The following is a 25,178-nucleotide window of genomic DNA, read 5'->3' as shown; positions in this document are numbered from 1 at the left end:
CGCTATCGCGGGTCTGGTTGCTATCACTCCAGCCTGTGGTACGGTCGGCGTCGGTGGTGCACTGATTATCGGTCTGGTCGGTGGTGTCACCGGTCTGTGGGGCGTCGTTACCCTGAAAAAATGGCTGCGTGTCGATGACACCTGTGACGTGTTCGGTGTTCACGGTGTGTGCGGTATCGTAGGTTGCTTGCTGACCGGCGTATTCACCTCCAGTTCACTGGGTGGCGTAGGTTATGCAGAAGGTGTGACCATGGGCCATCAGGTCTGGGTACAGTTCTTCAGCGTCTGCGTCACGCTGGTGTGGTCTGGTGTTGTGGCCTTCATCGGTTACAAAGTGGCAGATATGTTGGTCGGTCTGCGTGTCCCTGAAGAGCAGGAACGCGAAGGTCTGGACGTCAACAGCCACGGCGAAAATGCGTACAATCAGTAATTAAACGTTCAGAGAAAGCAGTCCGCTAATTCTCTTCACGAGCAGTACTAAAACTAAAAAATAATGATGAATAGCAAAAGGGGCGATATCACTATCGCCCCTTTTTCATTTTTGTTTTTCAGCCGGAGATACTTATCCGCAGAGACTTATTCTGCAGCACGCTTGCGGATCACGCCTTCCTGCACCGTGGACGCCACCAGCACGCCGTCGCGGGTGTAGAACTGACCGCGAACAAAACCACGCGCGCCAGAGGCCGAGGTACTCTCAACGGCGTACAGCAACCAGTCATCCATGCGGAACGGGCGGTGGAACCACATCGAGTGATCGATAGTTGCGACCTGCATGCCAGGTTCCAGAAAACCGATGCCATGCGGTTGAAGCGCTGTCGGCAGGAAATTGAAGTCAGACGCATAACCCAGTAGATACTGATGGATGCGCAGATCGTCCGGCATTTCACCATTAGCGCGGAACCACACCGCACGGTGCGGCTCTTCGACGCTGCCTTTCAGCGGGTTATGAAATTTCACCGGGCGCATCTCAATGGGGCGATGGCCCAGGAATTTATCGCGGATTTTTTCCGGGATCAGATGCGCCAGATTTTTGGCGATATCTGATTCAGAGATCAGCGACTCCGGCGGCGGCACGTCTGGCATGGTGTTCTGATGTTCAAAGCCCTCTTCATGACTCTGGAAAGAGGCGGTCATGTAGAAAATCGGTTTGCCGTTTTGCACCGCTTTTACACGACGGGCGCTGAAGCTGTTGCCGTCACGCAGGATTTCAACGTCATAGATGATGGGCTTACTGCTGTCACCCGGACGTAAAAAGTAGCTGTGAAAAGAGTGGATCCCGCGATCAACCGGAACAGTCTGTTTGGCAGCGTATAACGCCTGACCGACAACCTGCCCACCAAAGACCTGGCGCAAGCCCAAATCCTCACTCTGACCACGAAACAGTCCTTCTTCAATTTTTTCCAGATCGAGCAGATCCAGCAGATTTTTTAATGCCTGACTCATAGTGGCCTCACGAAAGTTACCGGTTGGTTCATGCTGAAAGCAGCGCTTAAGTACCGCTGCTGAACAGGTCTAACCTGTTAATGATAGTGGATCTTATGAGCACTCAGAAGACCTGTTTCGCCATCGGGAGGAAAAAACCAGATTATTGTGCCATGATTAATGGGTAAGCTGGTTAAAGAAACCATTTTCATGTCGGCGTTTATTACAGCTTGTCGACAAGCGAATAATAAAAAGGGAGTACGATCTATGAAACTTTGGCAGATAGTAGGTGGAACCGCGCTGTCTCTGACTCTTGCCGGATGTGCACAGCATCACGAGGCACCCGCTCAGCAGGCTCCGGTGAATTCGGCAGCCAGTCCGGCCAGCCAGCCTGCAATAACTGGCCCGAATGTATCGGGTAGCGTGTTCATCAATCAGCGTGTCGCTCTACCGCCTGATGCGGTGCTGACCGTGACATTATCAGATGCCTCTCTGGCCGATGCGCCATCCAAAGTGATATCGCAGAAAGTGGCGAGAACGCAGGGCAAACAGTCACCATTTACGTTTATCCTGCCGTATAACCCACAGGACATTCCACCGAATGCCCGCGTCTTGCTAAGCGCAGCGGTGACCATCAATGGTCAGATGACGTTCGTGACGGATAGCATCAAAGAAGTGATTAACAATGGTCAGGGTACCCGTGCGGATCTGCAGCTGGTGCCGGTTGTCGCCGTTCCGGTTGCCACCAAGCCAAGCACGTTGGGGCCGTTGAGTAATCCGTCTGAGCCGACGGGATTAGGTACAGCGCCTGCTCCGGTGAGCGCAGTACCGACGCAGTCAACGTACTAAGTACGAAGGCTGTAAGACTAAGGCACCGCTTCGGCGGTGCTTTTTTATTTACACGTTAGATGGACTACCACTTCCAGCCGTATTTCTCTAAATCGACTTTGCCTTTCTTAAAGATAATCCCTTCGGCGAGCAGCGCCTGACGCTGGCGTTTAAAATCTTCGCCCTGTAATGAAATCTCACCGTGACGGTTAATGACGCGATGCCAGGGAAGAGTGCTGCCTTCGGGCAATTTCTTGAGGACACCGCCCACCTGCCTTGCCGCCCGCGGCGAGCCTGCCAGCTGCGCGACATTACCGTAGGTAGTGACCTGTCCGGCGGGAATGGCAGCTATAATTTGAAATACGCGCTGGCGAAAGTTATCGGGTTCCGGCATCACATCCTCCTCAGTGTTTGCCGGACAGTATGACGTAATTTCACGTTTCAGGCAGGCGGGTTTAAGCGGTATTGTTTAAGAAAACAACGGTTGTCGGCGGTTAACTTGCTTTTGAGTCGGGCATCACTGATAATGCCCACCGCTTCAGTTCTTACACAGAGAAATGAAGCCAACAACGACAATGGGGGCTCTGTTGGTTCTCCCGCAACACTAACTTGTTAACTCGGTCAGGTCCGGAAGGAAGCAGCCATAGCAGGTGTCGTGTGTGCCGGGATGTAGCTGGCAGGGCCTCCACCAATTCAGGCCCTCCAACGTTCATTCTTCTTCCCAATTTCCTCAAATCACAACGCTAAACTACGGCCTTCAAACCTTCTATCACTTTCAGTGATGCACCAACGTTGCGAAGTAATACACCAGCGGAATCGCCAAAATATACAGCCCCAGCGGAACCTCGCGCGCTTTCCCCGCCACCGCCTTAATGATGATGTAAAACAGCAGCCCGCCAGCGATACCGGTACCAAAGCTGTTAGAAATCAGCGTAATCATCACCATCATCAGCACCGGTAATGCATCGGTGAAATTCGCCAAATCCACTTTACGTAAATTACTGAACATGTTCAGACCGATCAGAATCAGTGCTGGCGCGGTGGCTTCTTTTGGGATCATCAGCGCAATCGGGGTGAACAACAGCATCAGTAAGAACATGACGGCAGCCGACAGCGCAGTCAGACCGGTTTTACCGCCTGCTTCTGCTGCCGCTGAGGATTCGATTAACGCCGTTGCTGCCGGAATGCCGACAATCGGCCCGAGCGCCGCAGCAATTGAATCCACCATGAACGGCCTGTTGATGTGCTGCATATTGCCGTGTTCATCGAGTAAGCCCGCTTCACCGCCGACCGCCAGCGTAGTGCCCATGGTAGAGAAAAACTCAGAGGCGAAGAAGATAAACAGAAACGGCAGGAAAGCGATATTGATAGCACCGGTCAGATCAACCTTACCCAGCAGCGGAGCGACAGAGTGAGGGAGTGAAATCCATTGCGCAGGTAAATGCGTCACGCCAAACGGGATCCCCGCGACCGTCGCCAGTAAAATCGCCCACAAAATGGCACCCGGAACTTTGCGTGCCTGCAAACCTACGGCGACCAGCAAACCCAGCAGCGCGATAAGCGCGCCCGGTGCGGTGAAATCCCCCAGCGCCAGTGCATGCGTTTTGGCATTAGCCATCACCAGGCCTGCGTTGCGAAAACCGAGCAGGGCAACGAAAATCCCGATCGACGCCGTCAGCCCCAGCTTAATAGATTGCGGAACCGAACGGGTGACCACCTCACGCAGACCGAACACAGTCATTACAAAAAATAAGATCCCTGACCAGCAGGCGATACCCAGCGCAATTGGCCAGGTGATGCCGTCTCCGGCCAGCGTGATCCCGACCAGCACCGACCCGCCAATGCCGGGGCCGACCATAAACGGCAGGTTGGCGTAGAACGCCATCAGCAGGGAACCGAGCACAAAGACCAGAATCACGCCGGTAGTGGCCGCACCTTTGTCCATCCCGCCCACGGCCAGCAGTCCGGGGATCACCACAAGTAAATAGGCGGCAGCCAGAAAGCCGGTGATACCGGCCAGACACTCGGTTTTTACTTTTGTGTGGCGCTGACGAAGCTGGAAGCGGCGTTGAAGCCAGCTTTCGTCTGAGGATGCGGCTACACTTTTTACAGAACTGTCGGTCATAACATTCCCCTGAGAAGGATATTTAACGGTTGTGAGCTGTTATTTTTGTGTGTTTCTTTTTAATAAATATCAGGCCTCGTCGGGCCAGATTTCCAGAACAGGGTTGATAATCTCGCGTAACCCCCCGTCCGTGAGCCCCAGATCTGTCAGATGCGGGCCGTTATTACAGGCCAGACAGGTACCCTCAATGGCTTTGAATACCCGATACGGCGGTTCCCAGTCAGCAATCTGTGCGCTGAGTTCACGCAGGTTTTTAAACTGAGCAGCAAGGATGTTGGCAGGCAAATCTGAGAGCATTCCGGCTATCGGCATATCTACTTTTGCCAGCAGGTTTCCATTCTGAGCCAGCGCCATACCGCCGCCGCTGTCGATCAGCTGATTAGCAGCGAGCACCATATCAGCAGGATCACGCCCCAGTACCACCAGATTATGAGAGTCATGGGAGTAGGAGGTCGCAATCGCGCCGCGTAATTCTCCCCAGCCCTCCAGCAAAGCCATTTTCGGTGTGGCGTCATGTCGTCCATGCCGGTGCTGTACCCAAATCAGACTGAACCCTTCGGGAATTTGTACCGCACCATCGCGGACGGCGACCGTGACTTCACTCCACTGCGTAAAGCGGGCACCTTTGATGTTACGTAAGCGCGCCTTACCGTTTATCAGACCTGGGATCTTCAACCGGAAATCTTCCCCGGTCAGTTTTTCAAGGCGCATGGTGTTGCGCGGCGCAATCACATCAGTGGCCGCCGCGGGGCTGAACAGCAGTTTGCCGTGTTCTGCGACACAGTCTCCGGCGACAAACACTTTGGCGGGGTTCAGCGTTTCTAAGGAGTCGAAAGCAATGATGTCAGCGGTACGTCCGGCGGCAATCAACCCGAGATCAGAGCGACGCAGACGAATTGCAGCGTTGAGCGTCGCCATCCTCAGGACGTCTTCTGCCCGCAGACCGTGAGATATCAGCAGTTTGATAAGCGCAATCAGGCCGCCTTTTTCCAGCAGATGGTCAGGCGGCACATCGTCAGTACACAGCGTAATCTGCGAGGAAAGATGGGGTAAGTTCAGCAGGGCAGCGGCGATATCCGGCAAAAGATAAGGATGTGAACCGCGAATCTGCAACGTCAGCCCGGCACGCAGTTTTTCCAGCGCGTCTTCCGCCGAGGTCAGTTCGTGGTCTGACGTCACGCCCGCCGCCAGATAGGCCTGTAACTGCTCGTCCTTGAGGCCGCGTGCATGGCCTTCTATCAGCTTACCGCTGCGTAAACCGGCGTCGAGGATCTCCATCATACGTTCGCTGCCGTTCAGTACACCGTACATGTCCATGACTTCTGCGACGCCTGCGACTTCCGGCCAGCTCAGCATAGTTTGCATTTCCTGACCTTTAAAATCGGCTCCGGACATTTCCAGCCCTGGCGTGGAAGGTACGCTGGACGGTGCCGCGCAAATGACGCGCAAGGGCAGGTCACGGCTGGCTTTCACCGCGTACTCTACGCCTGCCACGCCCAGCACATTTGCCAGTTCATGAGGATCCCAAAACACTGTCGTGGTGCCCTGAGCCACCACAATTTCCGCGTATTTTTCCGGTGGCAGGTGCGAGCTTTCGATATGAACGTGGGTATCGATAAGGCCGGGAGACAGAAAATATCCCGATAAATCATCAATATTAACGGCCTGGGTGAATTTTCCGCGCGGATGTACGCTGGCAATCATACTGCCCACCAGACCCACGTCTGCATCACGTATTTCGCCCGTCACCATGTCAATGACCCTTGCGTTGATCAACAGGCGGTCAAAGGGGATTTTCCCCAGCGCAGCATTAATTGCCTGCTGGCGAATGGGCAGGGAGGCCAGGTTATCGGTCATAGCTGTTTCCGGATTTGCAGAATGATGAGGCTTAATGTAGGGAGAGGCGGCGGCTTTGCACAGATGATTTATTTTATCTGATTATAAGATGCGGTTATGCTGAGCAAACGTTTTCTATTTTATCGGAATAACTGCACATCATGTCTGAACCCTGGCGTCGCTTACCTGCACTGTCTCTTAAGCAAATTCAATATTTTGTCACACTGGCTCAGCTGCGTAGTTTTACTGAAACGGCAAACAGACTGGCAATCAGCCAGCCGGCATTAAGCAGCGCATTGCGACAAATTGAGTCAGTCTTAGGCGGGAAGTTGTTACACCGTACGGCGCAAAATGTGAGACTCACTGAACAGGGCGAGGCGGTGCTGCCGTATGCAGAACGCTTATTAAATACAGCTCACAGTGTGTTCGATGATATGAAGCAAATAATGCAACAGGGCGGAGATGGAACATTACGTATCGGATTAGTGCCTTCGGTCAGCACGTTATTATTTCCAGCCGTTCCGCAATTACTGTCGGAATATTTCCCTGATATGCGTGTGGAATTTCACGACCTCACCAATGATGCGTTATTACTGGAACTGGAGAACGGATCGGTTGATTTTGGTATCGGAGCAACTGACAGCACGGTACCGGAATCAATAGCCGTGTACCCGCTGCTTGAAGACCCGCTCGTGGTAGTGATCAGACGTGATGATGCGCTGGCTGAAGGGCGTAATATCCCGTGGCGGCAGTTGGCGAAAAGGGATATTGCATTGTTTTCAAAAGGAAATGTCAGCAGGCTGGTGACGTCGATGAATGAGACTCATCGTCTGAATTTGCATGTAAATTATCGGGTGGATTTTCAGGAGACGTTGTATGGGCTGGTGCGGTCACGTTTAGCCCTGGCAATTCTGCCGGAATTATATACTGCAACACTTAACGATAATGAATTAACAATAATTCATCTGCAGCAGCCGACATTAAGCCGTACGGTTGCAATGATGTGTAAACCGGTTCCATTACGTTCTGAAAAAACGGAACAATGTTTTCAATTTCTCTTAAAGGCGTTTCATCAACGAGTTAAAGAAAAGAAAGACGGGATGCGTTAAGGCAATTGTTAAACAAAGCTAACGTTGTTTTGTTGAAATAATAAACATTGAGCCGAGCGATGATTCGGCTCAATGTAAACAGTCAACGTACAAATTTCCACACGGCAACGGGGATTTTATCGTACAGCTTATTCATCGTCAGTTCTGCCAGACGGTGGTCAGCTGCCGAGTAAAACAATTCGAGTTCGTCGTCTGAAAGTTCATACTTATTTTTTTCAATAACACGTTCAAGGGTATCAATAGTGGTGCATTTTCTTAAACGCATCAAATAGTCGATTTTGTTCATCGTGGCCTTTTCATTTTTTTCTGATGACAGCATATAAATTATTACTCAAGTCTTCATTAGGGTACAGATGTAGTCCCCTGAGAACATTCTGAATAATCGCTTTTTGGTCTTCTGCCATTGGCGTAAATCAGAATCATTTATTCCATAATTACTGAACAGGGTGTAGGTATCATCCAGATACTCTTCAACCAGATCACTTAAATGGTTATCGTCGGGGTACTTAATTTTAAAACTCATCACAAAGGATGCAATGTGTTCAATCAGTTCGTTGAGTTGCAGGTTAACAGCTGATGTAGGGTCGTTAACCCAACCATGATGACTGTCACCCAGCGTTGCAATCCCCTCATCATACAACATTTCATTCAGGAATCGTAACTGAGCGATATCGTGCCGCTTAGGCGAGTACTCATCCATATCATCCCCTCCGTAATGGTTTATTCGGTGTTGATAACACTCTGTGAGTAAACAACAAAACTTAATGGCTTACAGGAAACAGCTCTCACTACAAATGCTGGAAACATCACAAACTCAGTTAAATATCAGTAACAATCACAATAAACCGGTATCTGAAGGAGGTTCTACCAGGGATTATTCTACAGTTAACAGTTTAAATATAATTCATTTTTAGAAAGCTGTGCAAACGTATTACTCAAACTTACAATTCGTCTGCAGTACTTCCTCTGGAGGTGTCAATAATATCAAACTCAAGCCCTTCTGGCTTGACCATGAATGTGACATTTTGCGTCGTAAACTCGTCTGCATTAATGTCCAGACAGCCATTGAAAATCGTCCACTTGTAACGATAACTCATTGAATATTGGTTTTTGTCCGTTTGAGTTATAGACACGATTTGCAAAGAATTCGGCTCATAACGGGCATTTTCAGAAAAATAAGATAAATCGCCAATTAAAGGCTCTTCAATTTCAGATAAAGAACATTGGATTATCTCTTGCAGCTCTTTAACAGCGGGATTTTTCCCATAAATATCGCTGGAGATCATTTTCAGCACGGGTAATTTCCTCTTAAGTTCTGTTCTTACATTATTACATACTTTCTGGATTCTGTGTTTTTAGCACGAAAAAAAATTCTCATCATCTCTGCGTTTAGTTCGTTGAATTGGCTGGCATTTATGATACGTACATCAATTTTTACCCTTTTCTGACAGTTTGGGTGCTGTCCGACGTCGTTAAGAAACTGAAACAGTTCATGTATTGATAAAAAAGACCTCATGTGATGTTATATTGTAACGATTTGGAGGGGCTATGACCAAAACACTCTTTACGATTTCTTCGCCAGTACGCTGCATCGTGGTACTGGCCGTACTCGTTGTTCTTTGGGCGGCGATTTACTGGGCGATTTCACTACCATGATTTTTGTCAACAATCTTGAAGTCGGCTATGACCGTCGCGCTGTGGCTATGCCGCTGTATGGCCGCTTTTTGTCAGGTTCTTTAACGGCGGTTATTGGGGCTAACGGCGCCGGGAAATCGACGTTTCTGAAAACACTGGCGGGTCTGCAATCTGCTGTCGCCGGTGATATCACATTCAATCAGGGCAAGCGTCCGCGTCTGGCATATCTACCCCAGCAGGCTGAGCTGGATCGTAGTTTCCCCATCAGCGTGTTCGACATCGTGGCGATGGGATGCTGGCCGCAAAGTGGCTTGTTTGGCGGGATTAACCGCCAGTCAGCGATGAATGTGGAGCAGGCGCTGGAGACCGTGGGGATGACGGAGATGGCGAGTTTTCCCGTGGGGTCGCTTTCCGGCGGGCAGCTACAGCGCACGTTATTCGCACGTTTGCTGGTGCAGCAGGCTCCGCTCATCATGCTCGATGAGCCGTTTACCGGCATCGACAGTCAGACGACCGAATTACTCCTTAAGGTCATCGCGCAGTGGCATCGGGAAGGCAAGACCGTCATTGCGGTGTTGCACGATATTTCGATGGTCTCCCGGCATTTCCCCGATGTGCTTTATCTCAGTGGTCAACAAAATCTGTGGGGAAGTGCGCACGATGTTCTGAGCCACTTTCCACATCCCGCGCATGCCTGCGTTTCGTCTGTACCCTTTTCTCTGGTGGCGGGAGTGGCCAACTCATGATGCTTTTCCATTTGCTGGCCGACCCCTTTATTGAATTTGGTTTTATGCGCCGCGCGCTGATCGCCTGCATTGCATTATCGATAAGCGCGACACCTTTAGGCGTCTTTCTCCTGTTAAGGCGGATGAGTCTGGTAGGTGATGCGCTATCCCACGCCGTTTTACCGGGGGCGGCAATAGGCTATCTGATTTCAGGTATGTCACTGGTGGCGATGGGGATTGGCGGGTTTATCGCCGGGCTGGCGGTGGCGATGCTGTCAGGGCTGGTGAGTCGCAAAACGCAATTGAAAGAAGACGCCAGCTTCGCCGGTTTCTACCTCGGCTCTCTCGCGCTGGGCGTGACGCTGGTTTCGCTGCGAGGTTCAAGCGTCGATCTTCTGCATGTTTTATTTGGTTCCATTCTCGCTATCGATTCTTCTGCGATGATCATGGTCGGGATCATCAGCAGTGTGTCGTTGCTGGTGCTGGCCTGCATCTATCGCGCGCTGGTGATTGAGTCTTTTGACTCGCTTTTTCTGCGCGTAAGTGCAGGTAAATGGCTGGCGGCGATCCACGGTATTTTCCTGGCGCTGGTGGTGATTAATCTGGTGGCCGGTTTCCAGATCCTTGGCACGCTGATGTCTGTCGGACTGATGATGTTGCCCGCGGCCAGCGCGCGTTTCTGGGCGCGTGATTTACCGCACACACTATTAAGCGCGATGATTATCGGGGTGATTTCCAGCGTCATCGGGCTGATTTGGTCATATTACGCATCATTGCCGGCAGGCCCGGCGATTGTGCTCAGCGCGACGGTTATTTTCTTTATTTCAGTTTTATTTGGAAAGCGTGGCGGGATGTTAACGGCCTCGCGTTGTTAAGCAGTAACACAATGAAAAGTAGCACCAAAAATTAAGGGGACATGATGAAAGTATTACCTGTATCACTCGCAGTAGCTGCCCTGCTGTCGAGCCCGTTGGCAATGGCGAAAACCGTAGATGCGGTAGCCAGTTTTTCTATTCTCGGTGATATCGTTCATGAAGTGGGGGGCGAGCACGTCAAGGTGACGACGTTGGTGGGCCCGGACGGCGACCCGCACAGTTTTGAACCTTCACCAAAGGATAGCAAAGCGATTAACGCCTCTGATGTCGTATTCGTCAGCGGTTTAGGGCTGGAAGGGTGGATCGATCGTCTGGTCACTGCGTCCGGTTATAAAGGTCATCTGGTCACCGCATCGGAAGGCGTTAACTCACGTAAAATGGAAGAAGACGGCAAGCAAATTACCGATCCGCATGCGTGGAACAGCATGGCTAACGGTGTGATTTACGCCACCAATGTGATGAATGCGCTGATCAAAGCGGATCCGGAAGATGCTGATTATTTCCGTCAGCGCGGCAAGGCTTACATTGAGCAGCTGCAAAAATTGGATGCGTGGGCGAAAACCGAGTTCACTGGCATTCCTCAGTCGAAACGTAAAGTGTTGACCAGTCATGATGCGTTTGGCTATTTCGGCCAGGAATATCATGTGAGCTTTATGGCGCCGGTCGGCTTCTCTACCGAAGCGGAAGCCAGCGCGAGCGGTGTGGCATCACTGATTAAGCAGATTAAAGAACAGCAGGTAAAAACGTACTTCATTGAAAATCAGACCGATCCCCGTCTGGTGAAACAGATTGCCGCCGCCAGCGGTGCGCAGCCTGGTGGAGAGTTGTATCCGGAAGCGTTATCTGGCCCGCAGGGCCCGGCAACGACGTACATCAAAGCGTTTAAGCATAACGTTGAGACGATTGTCGCCAGCATGAAATAAGATCCCCCTCCTCACGGCGCTGCTGTGGGGAGGTTTACATCATGTCTTAGCATAAGAAAAAGCCCCGTCGGGCAAGCGACGGGGCTTTTGTTTTTTGTGCCACAGTGAGGCGATGAAGAAAAATTGCTTACCGTTTTTTCTTCTTACCCTGAACGGCTTTAAAGCGCGGATTACTTTTGCAAATCACATAAATTCTGCCTTTACGGCGGACAACGCGGCAATCCGGGTGGCGTTTTTTCGCCGAACGTAATGAACTCAGAACCTGCATACTACATCTCCCTGATGCTGTTTATTTCTTACCGAGGAAGCTGCCGAAACGCTGGTTGAAGCGCGCGGTGCTGCCTTCTTTTGAGTACTCTTTCTGCTTGCCGGTGTAATAGGGATGTGAGGCGGAAGACACTTCAATGGTGATGTAAGGGAAGGTCACGCCTTCCAGTTCAATGGTGCGGTCAGTGGAAATAGTGGAACCGACTTTAAAGTATTCGTTAGCGCTGGTGTCGTGAAATACGACGGTGCGATAAGCGGGATGGATAGCAGGTTTCATAATGCCTCTAAATGTTATGTTATACTATAACAATAATTATGCACCCATCTTACCTCATGTTCAAGGTTCAGACGAAAAAAAAGGCCGCATAAGCGGCCTTTCGTCAGGGTAGGGGATCCGGTTATAACGTCGGATGCTCTACTTTATGCGTGTGTTCAATATCCTGGTTCTTCTTACCGAAGCGGCGACGAACCACCACGAAGAAGACCGGAACAAAGAAGATCGCCAACAGCGTTGCGGTGATCATCCCGCCCATAACGCCGGTACCTACGGCGTTCTGAGAACCGGAACCAGCACCGGAGCTGATAACCAGCGGCATAACACCGAGGATGAAGGCAAGTGAGGTCATCAGAATCGGACGCAGACGCATACGGACTGCTTCCAGCGTCGATTCAATCAGCCCTTTACCTTCTTTATCCATCAGGTCTTTGGCGAATTCGACAATTAATATGGCGTTCTTCGCTGACAGCCCGATGGTGGTTAACAGACCCACCTGGAAGTAAACGTCGTTACTCAGACCACGCATCGTTGCCGCCAGAAGCGCACCGACAACCCCGAGTGGCACAACCAGCATAACGGAGAACGGTATCGACCAGCTCTCATACAACGCTGCCAGACACAGGAATACTACGATCAGGGAGATAGCATAAAGAGCCGGAGCCTGGTTGCCTGACAAACGTTCCTGATAAGACAGACCTGTCCAGTCATAGCCGATGCCGCTTGGGAGTTTGGAAGCCAGAGACTCCATCATCGCCATCGCATCACCACTACTCTTGCCCGGTGCCGGCTGACCCAGAATTTCCATTGAAGGCAGACCGTTGTAACGTTCCAGACGAGGTGAGCCGTATTCCCATTTCGCGCTTGAGAACGCGGAGAACGGCACCATCTGACCCGCGCTGCCGCGGACATACAGATTGTTGATGTCTGAAGGCAACATACGGTACTTATTTTCAGCCTGCACGTAAACTTTCTTCACACGACCGCGGTCGATGAAGTCGTTGACGTAGCTACCACCAATCGATGCACCTAACGTGGTGTTGATATCGGAAATAGAAACGCCAAGAGCCGTTGCTTTTTCCTGATCAATTTCGATTTTAAACTGTGGCGTATCTTCCAGACCGTTTGGACGGACCTGAGTCAGCAAGTCCGGGTGCTGAGCAATCATGCCCAGTAACTGGTTACGTGCCTGCGTCAGTTTGTCATGCCCAAGGTTAGCCTGGTCAATCAGCTGGAAGTCGAAGCCCGTCGCCGTACCTAACTCAACAATGGCCGGTAAGTTGAACGGGAACACCATTGCATCTTTAATGGTGCTGAAAGCGCCCATCGCGCGGCCTGCAATTGCAGGAACTTTGTTTTCAGCGCCGCTACGTTCAGACCAGTCTTTCAGACTGACGAACGCGATACCGGTGTTCTGACCACGACCAGCAAAGCCGAAACCGTTAACGGTAAACACGGAGTTCACGTTGGCTTTTTCTTTGGTCAGATAGTAGTTACTGACTTCATCGAGCACTTTCTGCGTACGTTCCTGAGTTGCACCTGCTGGCAACTGCGCCATGGTCAGGAATACACCCTGGTCTTCTTCCGGCAGGAAGGAGGTTGGCAGGCGGATAAACAGGAATGCCATCCCAACAACAATCAGCAGGTAAATCACCAGATAACGACCGGTGCTGCGCAGAATATTACCTACGCTGTCGGTATAGTGGTGCGTACTTTGCTCAAATTTCTTGTTAAACCAGCCGAAGAAGCCTTTCTTCTCGTGATGCTCACCCTTGGCGATCGGTTTCAACATGGTCGCACAGAGGGCTGGCGTCAGGATCATCGCCACCAGAACTGACAGCACCATGGCAGAAACGATGGTGATGGAGAACTGACGGTAGATAACACCGGTCGAACCGCCAAAGAAGGCCATTGGGATGAATACTGCTGACAGCACCATCGCAATACCCACCAGTGCGCCCTGGATCTGCTCCATGGATTTCTTGGTGGCTTCTTTCGGTGGCAGCCCTTCTTCGACCATCACGCGTTCAACGTTCTCGACGACGACGATGGCGTCATCGACGAGCAAGCCTATCGCGAGCACCATCCCGAACATCGTGAGGGTGTTTATCGAATAGCCAAATGCAGAAAGTACGGCAAACGTACCGAGCAATACTACCGGAACGGCAATCGTTGGGATAAGTGTCGCGCGGAAGTTTTGCAGGAACAAGAACATGACCAGGAATACCAGGACGATGGCCTCGAACAGCGTTTTACCTACTTCTTTAATCGAAATTTTAACGAACGGTGTGGTGTCATACGGGTAAACAACTTCTAAGCCCGCCGGGAAGAACGGTTGAAGTTTAGCCAGTGTTGCTTTTACTGATGCCGCCGTATCAAGGGCGTTCGCACCGGTAGCCAGTTTGATACCCAAACCTGATGCCGGTTGTCCGTTGAAGCGAGCGATAACGTCGTAGTTTTCACCACCCAGTACGATTTTAGCTACGTCTTTCAGGCGAACCTGAGAGCCGTCCTGATTGACTTTCAGAATGATTTTACCGAACTCATCAGCGGACTTCAGACGGGTCTGCGCCACGATAGAGGAGTTCAGTTGCTGACCAGGAACCGGCGGTGTACCACCGAGCTGACCTGCTGCAATCTGGTTGTTCTGAATTTTAATCGCATTGATGACATCGACCGGTGTCATCTGGAAGTTGTTCAGTTTGTTCGGATCCATCCAGATACGCATCGCGTACTGAGCACCAAACAGCTGAACGTCACCCACACCTGAAGTACGGCTGACCGGGTCTTTAATGTTAGACCCTACGTAGTCGGCGATATCATCCTGCGTCATGGTTCCGTTATTCGAGATAAAGCCCGCGACCATCAGGAAGCTGCTGCTCGATTTCTCAACGGAGATACCTTGTTGCTGAACTTCCTGCGGCAGCAACGGTGTCGCCAGCTGCAGTTTGTTCTGAACCTGAACCTGTGCGATATCCGCATCGGTACCGGAAGCAAATGTGATGGTGATCTGGACAGTACCTGAAGAGTCACTGGTCGACGACATGTACATCATGTTGTCGATACCGTTCATGTTCTGTTCAATAACCTGGGTTACCGTATCCTGTACCGTCTGCGCATCGGCGCCCGGATAAGTTGCGGTCAGCTGGATAGCTGGTGGCGCAACCGTTGGATACTGTGCGATAGGCAATTGAAGTATCGCCAATGCCCCTGCCAACATGATGATGATGGCGATCACCCATGCAAAGATGGGACGATCTATAAAAAACTTAGCCATGAATTACCGGCTCCTATTAAGACTTCGTCGCTGTATCGGATGCAGCTGCTTTTTGATCAACTTCCTGTGCAGTAACCTGTACGCCTGGCTTAATTTTTTGCAGACCTGTCACGATGATCTTATCGCCACTTTTCAGGCCATCAGTCACGACCCATTTGTCGCCGATAGCTTGCGTTGTGGTGACGGTACGAAGCTCAACTTTATTGTCAGCGCCAACAACCATAGCCGTTGCATCACCACGTGGGTTACGGGTGATACCTTGCTGAGGAACCAGCAGAGCGTCGTTATTAACCCCTTCATCCAGACGTGCGCGCACAAACATTCCTGGCAGCAGTGAGTCATTTGGATTCGGGAAGATGGCGCGTAACGTAATAGAGCCGGTGGTTTCATCAACCGTCACATCAGAGAATTCTAATGTACCCGCCTGTGAATATTCCTTACCGTTGTCCATCAGCAGTTTGACTTGTGCTTTACCGTTGGCTTGTTTCAGGGAACCGTCAGCCAGTTCCTGTTTCAGACGCAGGAAATCGTTACTCGACTGAGTCACGTCAACGTAGATAGGATCGAGTTGTTGCACGGTTGCCAATGCAGTGGCCTGACCGTTCGACACCAGCGCACCTTCAGTCACAGACGAAATACCGATACGTCCGCTGATAGGTGAGGTGACCTTGGTGTAAGCGAGATTGATGCGCGCTGTTTCAACGGCAGCTTTCGAACTCACCACGGCGGCATCAGCCTGGGCAGCGGTAGCGACAGCAGTGTCGTAATCCTGCTTACTGATGTAGTTAGTGCCAAGCAGTGGTTTGTAGCGATTCACGGTCACGCGGGAAATTTGTGCGTTGGCCTGAGCTTTTACCAGATCGCCTTTAGCGCTGTCATACGCGGCCTGATAAGTGGCTGGATCAATTTGATATAAAGAGGTCCCGGCTTTGATTTCACTGCCTTCAACGAAGTTGCGTTTCAGAATGATGCCGCCAACCTGCGGACGTACTTCAGCGATGCGGAAAGCAGCAGTACGACCAGGAAGTTCGGTAGTCACATTCAGCGGTTCAGTTTTCAGGGTAACGACGCCAACCTGCGGAGCATGTGGCGCACCTTGTTGAGCTTCTTTATCGTTACATCCTGTAAGTGCTATGCTTCCGGATAGCATCAGAACTACCGCCAGAGGCGTTAACCCTCTGTTTTTGTTCATAAATAAACCTCAAGTGTCCGATTTCAAATTGTCCAATGGATCACAACATTCCAAATCCATTGCTGCGCTTATAGTATCTGCGTGCTATGTTACATACATTCAAGAATGTATGTAAATCAAACTCCCCTGAAAGATAAACCTATGGCACGAAAAACCAAATCACAGGCGCTGGAAACCAGACAGCAGATACTGGATGCTGCTGTGAGAGAGTTCTCGGCCCGTGGGGTATCGTCGACATCACTGACTGATATTGCAAATGCAGCCGGTGTGACGCGGGGCGCAATTTATTGGCATTTCAGAAACAAAGTAGAACTTTTTAATGCGATCTGGGAAGCCTACGAATCCCGGGTAAAAGTGCTCGAAGTAGAGTATCAGACAAAGTTTCCTAATAATCCACTGCGTATTTTACGTGAAATCCTAATTTACATTCTTGTTTCCACGGTCACTGATACACAGCGTAAAGCACTGATGGAGATTATATTCCATAAATGTGAATTTGTTGGGGAGATGTCATCCGTCCATGAAGCGCGAAAATCGCTATATATGGAAGGGTACGGGAAAATCGAGCGTATTCTGCTGCGATGTATTGAAGAAAAACAATTGCCCGCCACTCTCGATACCCGTCAGGCAGCTATTATTCTGCGCGCCTATCTGACCGGCCTGATGGAAAACTGGTTATTCATCCCCGAAAGCTTTGATTTAGAAGCTAATGCTGGGAGGTTTGTTGACACTTACATCGATATGCTCCGCCATTCTTCCTTCCTTTCTGCCGCTCCAAAGTCTTAATAATATTCCCAGACAAAAACAATAAGCCTGCAATGTTTATGGGGCATTGTGCAGATAAAATAAACAATTGCATGTTGTATTCAGAAACGCTTTTCCGCTTTCTTTAAGCCTGAAGGCTGCTATTGTCGTCACCATACTATTCATTCGGTAAATGAGTTGAAGCTCACGTATGTTTAACCGGTTTCTGGCCGTACCTTCTGACAACATGTTAACCCTGAAAAAAAATGGGATATTACGAATTTATACACTCGTGATATGCCTCGCACTTTTACTTGTCTCTCTTTCTTCTTACGCGGGCAGTAACGATGTCCCGACCCGTAATGAAGTGCAAAACCAGCTCGATACCTTTAACCGGCAGAAAAATCTCACGCCGGTCGATAAACTGTCGCAACAGGATTTAATCCACACGCTGGAGTACCTTGATGCGCTCGATCGCGTCAAACAGGACGCCACGCAGCTGCACCAGCAGGTCACCGAAGCACCACAAAAACTGCGCGCGGCAATAGACGGGCTTGATCAACTAAAAAACAGCGCCAAAGACGACGGCAATAAAGCCCAGCTTTCCGCGCTTTCCCTGCGTCAGCTGGAAAATCGCCTCAACGATACCCTCGACGATCTTCAGTCCTCACAGGAAGATCTCTCGACGTTCAATACGCAGTTAATTTCGCTACAAACCCAGCCGGAACGCGTGCAGAACGCGATGTATACCTATTCACTGAGTATTCAGAAAATCCGTAATGAGCTCAACGGAATGTCGCCGGGGCAGCAGGATTTACGCAACACTCAGCAAACCATGCTGGTGACCCAGCAATCGTTGCTGAATGCGCAAATCGATTTACAACGCAAAAGCCTGGAAGCCAACACCACGCTACAGGATTTACTGCAAAAACAGCGTGATTACACCAACGCCCATATCAATCAGCTGGAACATACCGCCCAGTTGTTGCAGGAAGTGGTGAACGGCAAACGCCTGATCCTCTCCGAGCGCACGGCAAAAGAAGCGCAGACCCCAGACGACACGTCCAATATCCAGAATGATCCGCTGGTGGCGCAGGAACTGGGCATCAACCGCAAGCTAAGTGAACGCCTGATCGCCGCGACAGAAGAGGGCAATCAGCTGGTGCAGAAAAACATCACGGTGAAAAACTGGTTAGATCGCTCGGCGCAGTCAGAGCATGATCTTAAAGAACAGATCACCGTGCTAAAAGGCAGCCTGCTGCTGTCACGCATTTTGTATCAGCAGCAGCAAAATACCATTCCGCCTTCCGGCCTTATCACCGATATGAGCGCGCGGATTGCTGATCTCCGCCTTGATCAATTCACCATTAATCAGCAGCGCGATGCTTTATTCCAGGGTGACAGCTACATCCAAAGTGTTGTCACCAACAGCAAAGAAACGATTAATGATGACATCAGTGACGCGCTGGATCAGATTGTGGATATGCGCCGGGAGTTACTCGATCAACTGAATAAGCAGCTGGGAAATCAGCTGTCGCTGGCCATCAATTTGCAGATCAACCAGCAGCAGTTGCAGAGCATCAACCAGTCGCTGACCGAAACGCTGACTCAGCAGATTTTCTGGGTGAGCAGTAATAAACCGATGAACTGGGATTTCATTAAATCCCTGCCTGATGACGTCAAAAGCCAGCTGAGCAGCCTGAGTATCAATCTTCCCCGTGGCGAGCTGATGCTTGGGGCTGTGCGTTCCTTACCCGTGACTGTCCCGCTGCTGGTGGTGATTCTGTTGCTGCTGTGGCGCAAAAAATACATCAATCAGCGGATTGAAAGCCTGAGCAATGACGTCGGGCAGCTCAAGCGCGACAGCCAGCTGCACACGCCGCAGGCTTTGTTGCTGATGGTACTCAACGTTCTGCCGGGCGTTTTACTGATGCTGGGCGTTGGCTACTGGTTCTCGCAGTGTGATATCGAACTTAGCGACTTTTTATGGACACTGTCTCAGCGGCTGGCTGTTTTCCAGCTGGTGATGGGGTTCTGCTTCCGTATTCTCAAGCCGGGTGGCATCAACGAACGCCACTTCAATACACCGGCGACCACCTGCGCGCATTATCGCCGTTCGGTGATCCGCCTGAGTCTGGTGATGCTACCGCTGATCTTCTGGTCGGTGCGGGGTGAAAAAGCGCCGCTCGGGCTGGTGGATGACATTATCGGGCAGGTGGTGATTTTACTGACACTCACCGCGCTGACCGTGCTGGTTTTCCCGATTGCGCGCGATGGCTGGCGCGAAAAAGATTCGCACAGTATTCGACTGGTGGTGGTTACCGCCATTGCGCTGGCTCCCGTGTTCCTGATTGGTCTGATGGTTACCGGTTATTTCTACACCACGCTGCGACTGGCCGGGCGCTGGATTGACAGCCTGTATCTGCTAATTTTCTGGAATATCACCTACCTTACCGCGCTGCGTGGACTGAGCGTGGCAGCCAGGCGTCTGGCCTACCGGCGTGCGCTGGCACGACGTCAGACGGCGGCCACCAAAGAGGGTGTGGAAGGCAGCGAGCCAGTCGAAGAGCCGCCGCTGGGGTTGGATCAGATTAACCAGCAATCGCTGCGCCTGACCACCATGGGGCTGTTCTTTATTTTCGCGACAGTGTTCTACTGGATTTGGTCGGATCTGCTGACGGTGATTTCCTATCTCGACAGCATTTCGCTGTGGCATTACTCCGGCACCGTGGCGGGCACGGTGACGCAGCAAACCGTCACGCTGGGGAATTTACTCCTCGGTTTTCTGGCGGTGATCGTGGCCTATGTACTCACGCGTAATTTACCGGGATTACTGGAAGTTGTGGTTCTCTCGCGGCTGCAGCTGCGGCAGGGAACGTCGTATGCCATCACCACCATCCTCACCTATTCGATCACCGTGATCGGAGCCGTGACCGCGCTCGGATCGCTGGGCGTTTCATGGGATAAACTTCAGTGGCTGGTGGCCGCGCTGTCGGTCGGGCTTGGGTTCGGCCTGCAGGAGATCTTCGCCAACTTCGTTTCGGGTCTGATTATCCTGTTTGAGCGCCCGGTACGTATCGGCGATACCGTCACCATCGGCTCATTCTCCGGCACGGTCAGCCGCATCCGCATTCGTGCCACGACCATCACCGATTTCGATCGCAAAGAAGTGATCATTCCTAATAAAGCTTTCGTGACTGAGCGGCTGATCAACTGGTCGCTGACAGATACCGTGACCCGCGTGCTGATTAAAATTGGTGTGGCGTATGGTTCGGATCTCGACAAAGTGAAAGAGATTTTATTGCAGGCGGCGCATGAAAATCCGCGGGTGATGAACGATCCTTCGCCGCTGGTCTTCTTCCTCAATTTCGGCGCAAGCACGCTGGATCACGAACTGCGTGTGTATGTCCGGGAGCTGGGAGACCGCAGTTACACCGTCGATGAACTTAACCGCAGCATTGATAAACTCTGCCGCGAGAACGATATCAATATCGCCTTCAATCAGCTGGAAGTGTATCTGCATAATCAGGATGGAAGTGAAGTTCAGGAAGTGAAGCGGGTGCTGAGACAGCCAGGAGATGAGCCGGATGCGGTGACACAAGGCTGAGGGTGGTTTTGCACATCAGGGGAAAACGATGAAATCCCCTGATATTTCCTCCGGCAGCCATTAACGCAGGCTGGCGAGCTTACAGATAACTGATGGAAAGCGAACTTTTGCTGCTTTTCAGCTTTTCCTGATAATCGCGCTGCACAATTTCCAGTGCGGCAAGGGCGGTTTCAGGCGCAATCTCGTTGCACTCGAGCAGGTAAATCAGATCAACAGCAAGCTGAAGTTCGGGAGGCGCATTTTCTACTGACATATTGGCCAACATTATAATTAGCAGGTTTTGGACTTATCATTATAGATAAGAAAAGGTCAACGAAGCATGCCGGATTCAAAAAATGTGATAAAGATTCAAAAACCTTTTTCCTGCCGTTCAATCTGTCTTTCAATTTTCGCCAGCGCCTGACGACAACGCATAAGCCGTCCTTCTAACGCGGCCAGTTCCTTCTGTACCCGCTGCTGATCGCTGAACGTCGCCAGTTGCCCGAGTGTGGTTTCCCGGTCTTCAATCATGGCGATCAGCCGACGCTCGAACTGCTGCGTTTCCGCCAGTCTGGTGTAGTTATCATGGCTTTTACGCTCCGGCGTCTGATGCGTTTTTCGCAGCGTTTGGGTGGCGAGCTCACGCTGCATGGCGGTGATTTGCGCCACCAGCCTTTCAGCGATAAATGCCACCTGCGCAGAGCGCTTTTCCACCACTTCCTGATTGAGCTGACGTAAATTATTTTTTATCTCTGCCAGATAATCCCGCAGACGTGTGCCTTTAGTGGAGAATAAGGCGATATCAAACCGCGCCTGCGTGGCGGAGACGTGTCCAATCGGTTCAATTTCCCGCGACAGTGTTTCAATCTGCTGATCAAGGACATGTAAAATTCGTTCTGTGCTCACGGGAAATCTCCATTGATGACGCGTCCGGCAAATATGACAGTGTTGCTGCGTCAGTTTACACTGGCCAGAGGAATACTTGCCGTGGTTTATCCGAATTAAAAGGAATTGAATGAAACGCGTACTACTGATCATTCTTGGCTGGATTTGCGTGATGCTGGCGACGCTGGGTGTTGTGCTGCCACTGTTGCCGACAACACCCTTTCTACTGCTGGCTGGCTGGTGCTTTGCACGCTCGTCGCCGCGTTTTCACCACTGGTTACTGCACCGTTCCTGGTTCGGCAGTTATCTTCGCCACTGGCAGCAGCATCGCGCATTACCAAAAGGGGCAAAACCGAAAGCGGTGGCGCTGATCCTGGTGACGTTCGCCGTCTCAATCTATTTCGTCCCGTTATTATGGGTTCGTATTTTATTGCTCTGCATGATGTTTATGTTGCTGATAATGATGTGGCGACTACCAGTGGTTGACCTTGAGCAATAAAAAAGGTGATCATGTCCGGCTGCGGGTTGCTTTTTAAAGCGGCTTTGCATAGATTTGGGCATCTCGTACGTCGGTGCGCTCCCAATTTCCTTCCTTAGACGACATGCTTTATATCAGGCATGACGGGGGACATTTGACCGCCCGCGTTTAAGTATGAACAGCAGCTATATCAGGCAATGACATTATGACCGCTACCGCACAGCAGCTTCAGTTAATTAAAGACAGTATCAAAACCATCCCTGACTATCCTAAGCCAGGCATACTGTTCCGCGACGTCACCAGTTTGCTGGAAGACCCGAAAGCTTACGCTGAAAGCATTAAATTATTGGCCGATCGTTATCGCGATGCCGGTGTAACCAAAGTGGTCGGCACCGAAGCTCGCGGTTTCCTGTTCGGCGCCCCGGTGGCATTGGTTCTGGGCGTGGGTTTTGTTCCCGTGCGCAAACCGGGCAAATTACCGCGTGAAACTATCAGCGAAACCTACGATCTGGAATACGGCACTGACAGCCTGGAAATCCACGTTGATGCGATCCAGCCGGGCGAAAAAATTCTGGTGATCGACGATCTGCTGGCAACGGGCGGCACTATTGAAGCCACTGCGAAACTGATCCGCCGTCTGGGGGGAGAAGTGACCGATGCCGCTTTCATCATCAACCTGCCGGAACTGGGCGGAGAAAAACGCCTGAACTCCCTGAACATCAACTGCTACAGTCTGGTTTCTTTCGACGGGCATTGATGACTGTTAAATGGCCTCGCTTTTATCGCGAGGCCATTTATTCACTGCTATTTCTCCGACTCTCCCGCCCACACTACCATCACTTTATCGTTACCTTTTTTGCGGCTAAATGCGTAATAGTCAGGCGTGTGCTGCGATGTCTGAACGCCTGCGCCGAGAGCAACGTGTTGTTGCCTGAATTTCCCCAGTTTTTGCCAGTGCGTCAGCAGGGTCTGCTTCGCTCCACTGAGCTCATTCCAGTTCATGTCAGAACGCGTCCCCTGCAAAGGGTCCGATCCCGTCGGGCCAAACGCGCGCCCGCTTTCATCGCCGTAATAAATCTGCACTGCGCCGGGTGCCAGCAGCAGCAAATCTGCTGCCCGCCGCTGGAAAGGCAGTGCGCCTTTCGCGTCTGCGTCGAAAAACAGCCGGGTGTCATGTGAAGAGAGATAGCTCAGCACGTTGAAGTCCTGCATTTTTTCTGCCATTTGCTGATATGTCGCATCGATGCTGGCGAAGCAACTCAGCGCGGCAGCGGCCTGATCCTGAAAATCAAAGTTGATCATCGCATCGAAACCATTGTCGTAATAATCACTTTTCATCACACCATGACCCCAGGCTTCGCCGGTCATCCAGAACGGTGCATCGTCTAGTGCCAGCTCAGGATTGGCCGCTTTCCACTCTTTCAGCGCGTCGACAGAACGTTCTTTCAGCAACGCCAGCGTCGGCTTTTCAACATGTTTAGCGGTATCAACGCGGAACCCGTCAATGCCGTAATCGCGGACCCACTGACTGAGCCATGTCACCAGATAGTTACGCGGCGTTGCGCCGGGAATGTCTTTCGCGGCGGTGTCAGGTTTATGACGGTAAAAAATTGGTAACCCGCTGATGTCTTTAGATTCGGTTTTGATATCAGGGAGAAAAGCCAGCGACATGGTGAGATCGTCATACCCCGGCGAGTCGTAATCGCCGATATCGGTGCGGATCCATTTTTTACCCCACCACGTACTCCAGCCGTCCTTGTCGCCGAAATTAATATAATCGTTAAAACTGTGCCAGTTCTGACCGGGGCGAGGTGTCCAGTCGGTCCAGTTTTTACCCAGCGTCTTTTCTATCTCATCGCCTTTCAGATACAGCGATCCGAACTGGAAGGTTTGCATGTCGGCCAGCGTGGCGTAGCCCGTGTGATTGACTACCACGTCAAACAGAATGCGCATCCCACGTTTGTGTGCTTCTGTTACCAATCGATGCAATTCTTCGGCAGTGCCCATATTGGCATCGAGTTTTGTCCAGTCGAGGGTGTAATAGCCGTGATAAGCATAATGCGGAAAATCGCCTTTGGTGCCACCCCCGACCCAGCCGTGGATCTGCTCCAGCGGTGAGCTTAACCACAGAGCGTTGACTCCCAGTTGTTGCAGATAATCCAGTTTATTAGTCAGGCCAGCCAGATCGCCGCCGTGGAAGGTGCCGATTTCTTGTAACCCGTCGCTGTGGCGCCCATAGCTGTGATCGTTGGCAGGATTACCGTTCTCATAACGGTCGGTCAGTACGAAATACACCGTGGCGTTTTGCCAGCTAAAAGGGGTGACGGGTTTACTTGCAGCGGATTCAAGCAGCAGTAAACCGCCACTGGCGGGATCGGGCATTATCTGTATATGTCCCTTGAACACCTTTGCTTCCTGACCGGAGTAAAAATCCCGTACGACTTCACCTTCGGAAAACGTCGAAGAGACGTCCACAGAAAGCGGTTTTCCATTCCAGCGCGGGCAGGTTTTCGTCACTTCAGCGACCGTTTCCGGCGTGGTATTAAGACTCAGCTGAAGGGTCGGCGTTCCGCTGCGGGTATCGATCCGCACCTGATAATCGCCGGCACGAAATTGCCGCCAGTTCACCGGCGCTTTGCTCGCGCACGGTCGCAGCGAGAGCATGACGTTAAGTTTGACGTCATCGGCAGGCTGCCAGCATTGATTATCCTGAAGAAGTTCAAGTGTGCGCTGGCCTTTTGGCAACGCGGCGTGCGTGGTGAGAATTCCTGATGACGTCTCAGAAAGGTCGGGGAAGCCTTGCAGCGACCAGTTCGCCTGCGAGGCGGGGGAAATCAACAATAACAGAGGCAGTGTCAGGCGTTTCATGGCTCTCCTTACGCGTGGCAGGAAGCATTCTTTTGGCAGAGATGAAAACAGTGTAATCCTCACGCCAGATTTGCCCTCATCCTTGCAGGGAAAATCTCAGGAGGAGGAAGAAGGGGGAGAACCTGCGGC

23 protein-coding genes, 1 other RNA gene and 1 pseudogene are annotated in these 25,178 nt (G+C 51.3%); 11 read left to right on the top strand and 14 right to left on the bottom strand.

The window, feature by feature from the left end; translation table 11 throughout:
- A pseudogene (locus TU92_RS18730) lies at positions 1–430 on the top strand (ammonium transporter); the annotation flags it as partial.
- Positions 431–576: 146 nt separating this feature from the next.
- Here the strand turns inward: TU92_RS18730 and tesB are convergent.
- A complete protein-coding gene (gene tesB, locus TU92_RS18725; protein WP_112168683.1) occupies positions 577–1,443 on the bottom strand; it encodes an acyl-CoA thioesterase II in 867 nt (288 codons plus the stop codon).
- Between the two features lie 246 nt (positions 1,444–1,689).
- Between tesB and TU92_RS18720 the strand changes: the two genes are divergently transcribed.
- Positions 1,690–2,271 (top strand): YbaY family lipoprotein, encoded by a 582-nt coding sequence (locus TU92_RS18720; protein WP_112168682.1) that lies wholly within the window; start codon positions 1,690–1,692, stop codon positions 2,269–2,271.
- A 64-nt stretch (positions 2,272–2,335) separates the two neighbouring features.
- On the opposite strand, the gene TU92_RS18715 is transcribed toward TU92_RS18720, so the two are convergent.
- Positions 2,336–2,644: an MGMT family protein gene (locus TU92_RS18715; RefSeq protein WP_112168681.1), complete on the bottom strand. Its 309-nt coding sequence runs from the start codon at positions 2,642–2,644 to the stop codon at positions 2,336–2,338.
- Positions 2,645–2,835: 191 nt separating this feature from the next.
- Between TU92_RS18715 and ffs the strand changes: the two genes are divergently transcribed.
- An RNA gene (gene ffs / locus TU92_RS18710) (signal recognition particle sRNA small type) lies at positions 2,836–2,932 on the top strand.
- A 93-nt stretch (positions 2,933–3,025) separates the two neighbouring features.
- Here the strand turns inward: ffs and TU92_RS18705 are convergent.
- Positions 3,026–4,375 carry an NCS2 family permease gene (locus tag TU92_RS18705; RefSeq protein ID WP_112168680.1) on the bottom strand — a complete coding sequence of 450 codons (1,350 nt, stop codon included), beginning with the start codon at positions 4,373–4,375 and terminating at the stop codon, positions 3,026–3,028.
- Between the two features lie 69 nt (positions 4,376–4,444).
- Positions 4,445–6,232, bottom strand: coding sequence for an adenine deaminase (locus tag TU92_RS18700; protein WP_112168679.1), 1,788 nt, complete (start codon positions 6,230–6,232; stop codon positions 4,445–4,447).
- A 140-nt stretch (positions 6,233–6,372) separates the two neighbouring features.
- Between TU92_RS18700 and TU92_RS18695 the strand changes: the two genes are divergently transcribed.
- Positions 6,373–7,320 carry a LysR family transcriptional regulator gene (locus tag TU92_RS18695; protein WP_112168678.1) on the top strand — a complete coding sequence of 316 codons (948 nt, stop codon included), beginning with the start codon at positions 6,373–6,375 and terminating at the stop codon, positions 7,318–7,320.
- An 82-nt stretch (positions 7,321–7,402) separates the two neighbouring features.
- On the opposite strand, the gene TU92_RS18690 is transcribed toward TU92_RS18695, so the two are convergent.
- The 3 genes from TU92_RS18690 to TU92_RS18680 all read right to left on the bottom strand — a co-directional run bounded on the left by TU92_RS18690 (position 7,403) and on the right by TU92_RS18680 (position 8,606).
- Positions 7,403–7,606 carry an HHA domain-containing protein gene (locus TU92_RS18690; protein WP_056771138.1) on the bottom strand — a complete coding sequence of 68 codons (204 nt, stop codon included), beginning with the start codon at positions 7,604–7,606 and terminating at the stop codon, positions 7,403–7,405.
- 45 nt (positions 7,607–7,651) lie between these two features.
- On the bottom strand, positions 7,652–8,020 hold the full coding sequence (tomB, locus tag TU92_RS18685) for an Hha toxicity modulator TomB (protein ID WP_056771141.1): 369 nt from the start codon (positions 8,018–8,020) through the stop codon (positions 7,652–7,654).
- 241 nt (positions 8,021–8,261) lie between these two features.
- Positions 8,262–8,606 carry a hypothetical protein gene (locus TU92_RS18680; protein ID WP_112168688.1) on the bottom strand — a complete coding sequence of 115 codons (345 nt, stop codon included), beginning with the start codon at positions 8,604–8,606 and terminating at the stop codon, positions 8,262–8,264.
- A gap of 366 nt (positions 8,607–8,972) precedes the next feature.
- Here TU92_RS18680 and TU92_RS18675 point away from each other — a divergent pair, with 366 nt between their 5' ends.
- The 3 genes from TU92_RS18675 to TU92_RS18665 are packed head-to-tail and all read left to right on the top strand — an operon-like array spanning position 8,973 to position 11,478.
- Positions 8,973–9,701 carry a metal ABC transporter ATP-binding protein gene (locus TU92_RS18675; protein ID WP_208640448.1) on the top strand — a complete coding sequence of 243 codons (729 nt, stop codon included), beginning with the start codon at positions 8,973–8,975 and terminating at the stop codon, positions 9,699–9,701.
- Positions 9,698–10,555, top strand: a complete 858-nt coding sequence (locus tag TU92_RS18670) for a metal ABC transporter permease (RefSeq protein ID WP_112168676.1) — start codon at positions 9,698–9,700, stop codon at positions 10,553–10,555. The genes TU92_RS18675 and TU92_RS18670 overlap by 4 nt, the downstream gene beginning before the upstream one ends.
- 44 nt (positions 10,556–10,599) lie before the next feature.
- A complete protein-coding gene (locus tag TU92_RS18665; protein WP_112168675.1) occupies positions 10,600–11,478 on the top strand; it encodes a metal ABC transporter substrate-binding protein in 879 nt (292 codons plus the stop codon).
- Between the two features lie 127 nt (positions 11,479–11,605).
- On the opposite strand, the gene ykgO is transcribed toward TU92_RS18665, so the two are convergent.
- From ykgO to TU92_RS18645, 4 genes are all read right to left on the bottom strand, one after another.
- Positions 11,606–11,746, bottom strand: coding sequence for a type B 50S ribosomal protein L36 (gene ykgO / locus TU92_RS18660; RefSeq protein WP_015698299.1), 141 nt, complete (start codon positions 11,744–11,746; stop codon positions 11,606–11,608).
- Positions 11,747–11,767: 21 nt separating this feature from the next.
- On the bottom strand, positions 11,768–12,022 hold the full coding sequence (locus TU92_RS18655) for a type B 50S ribosomal protein L31 (RefSeq protein ID WP_112168674.1): 255 nt from the start codon (positions 12,020–12,022) through the stop codon (positions 11,768–11,770).
- Positions 12,023–12,143: 121 nt separating this feature from the next.
- On the bottom strand, positions 12,144–15,296 hold the full coding sequence (gene acrB, locus TU92_RS18650; protein WP_112168673.1) for a multidrug efflux RND transporter permease subunit AcrB: 3,153 nt from the start codon (positions 15,294–15,296) through the stop codon (positions 12,144–12,146).
- 16 nt (positions 15,297–15,312) lie between these two features.
- A complete protein-coding gene (locus TU92_RS18645; RefSeq protein ID WP_112168672.1) occupies positions 15,313–16,488 on the bottom strand; it encodes an efflux RND transporter periplasmic adaptor subunit in 1,176 nt (391 codons plus the stop codon).
- A gap of 141 nt (positions 16,489–16,629) precedes the next feature.
- Between TU92_RS18645 and acrR the strand changes: the two genes are divergently transcribed.
- A complete protein-coding gene (gene acrR / locus TU92_RS18640) occupies positions 16,630–17,274 on the top strand; it encodes a multidrug efflux transporter transcriptional repressor AcrR (RefSeq protein ID WP_112168671.1) in 645 nt (214 codons plus the stop codon).
- Between the two features lie 169 nt (positions 17,275–17,443).
- On the top strand, positions 17,444–20,839 hold the full coding sequence (gene mscK / locus TU92_RS18635; protein WP_112168670.1) for a mechanosensitive channel MscK: 3,396 nt from the start codon (positions 17,444–17,446) through the stop codon (positions 20,837–20,839).
- A 79-nt stretch (positions 20,840–20,918) separates the two neighbouring features.
- On the opposite strand, the gene rsmS is transcribed toward mscK, so the two are convergent.
- Together rsmS and priC are read right to left on the bottom strand one after the other, a co-directional pair.
- Positions 20,919–21,092 (bottom strand): pleiotropic regulatory protein RsmS, encoded by a 174-nt coding sequence (rsmS, locus tag TU92_RS18630; RefSeq protein ID WP_112168687.1) that lies wholly within the window; start codon positions 21,090–21,092, stop codon positions 20,919–20,921.
- Between the two features lie 95 nt (positions 21,093–21,187).
- Positions 21,188–21,724, bottom strand: coding sequence for a primosomal replication protein PriC (gene priC / locus TU92_RS18625; protein WP_112168669.1), 537 nt, complete (start codon positions 21,722–21,724; stop codon positions 21,188–21,190).
- 109 nt (positions 21,725–21,833) lie between these two features.
- Here priC and TU92_RS18620 point away from each other — a divergent pair, with 109 nt between their 5' ends.
- Positions 21,834–22,202 carry a DUF454 family protein gene (locus TU92_RS18620; protein ID WP_112168668.1) on the top strand — a complete coding sequence of 123 codons (369 nt, stop codon included), beginning with the start codon at positions 21,834–21,836 and terminating at the stop codon, positions 22,200–22,202.
- A 184-nt stretch (positions 22,203–22,386) separates the two neighbouring features.
- Complete coding sequence (gene apt, locus TU92_RS18615) at positions 22,387–22,938, top strand: adenine phosphoribosyltransferase (protein ID WP_112168667.1); 552 nt, start codon at positions 22,387–22,389, stop codon at positions 22,936–22,938.
- 47 nt (positions 22,939–22,985) lie between these two features.
- Here the strand turns inward: apt and TU92_RS18610 are convergent, their stop codons facing one another.
- Complete coding sequence (locus TU92_RS18610; protein ID WP_112168666.1) at positions 22,986–25,049, bottom strand: alpha-amylase; 2,064 nt, start codon at positions 25,047–25,049, stop codon at positions 22,986–22,988.
- Positions 25,050–25,178: the final 129 nt, after the last annotated feature.

Source organism: Rahnella inusitata (assembly GCF_003263515.1).
Lineage (GTDB): Bacteria > Pseudomonadota > Gammaproteobacteria > Enterobacterales > Enterobacteriaceae > Rahnella > Rahnella inusitata.
The sequence above is the reverse complement of the archived record's forward strand: the minus strand, read 5'-3'. Positions and strand labels throughout refer to the sequence as shown.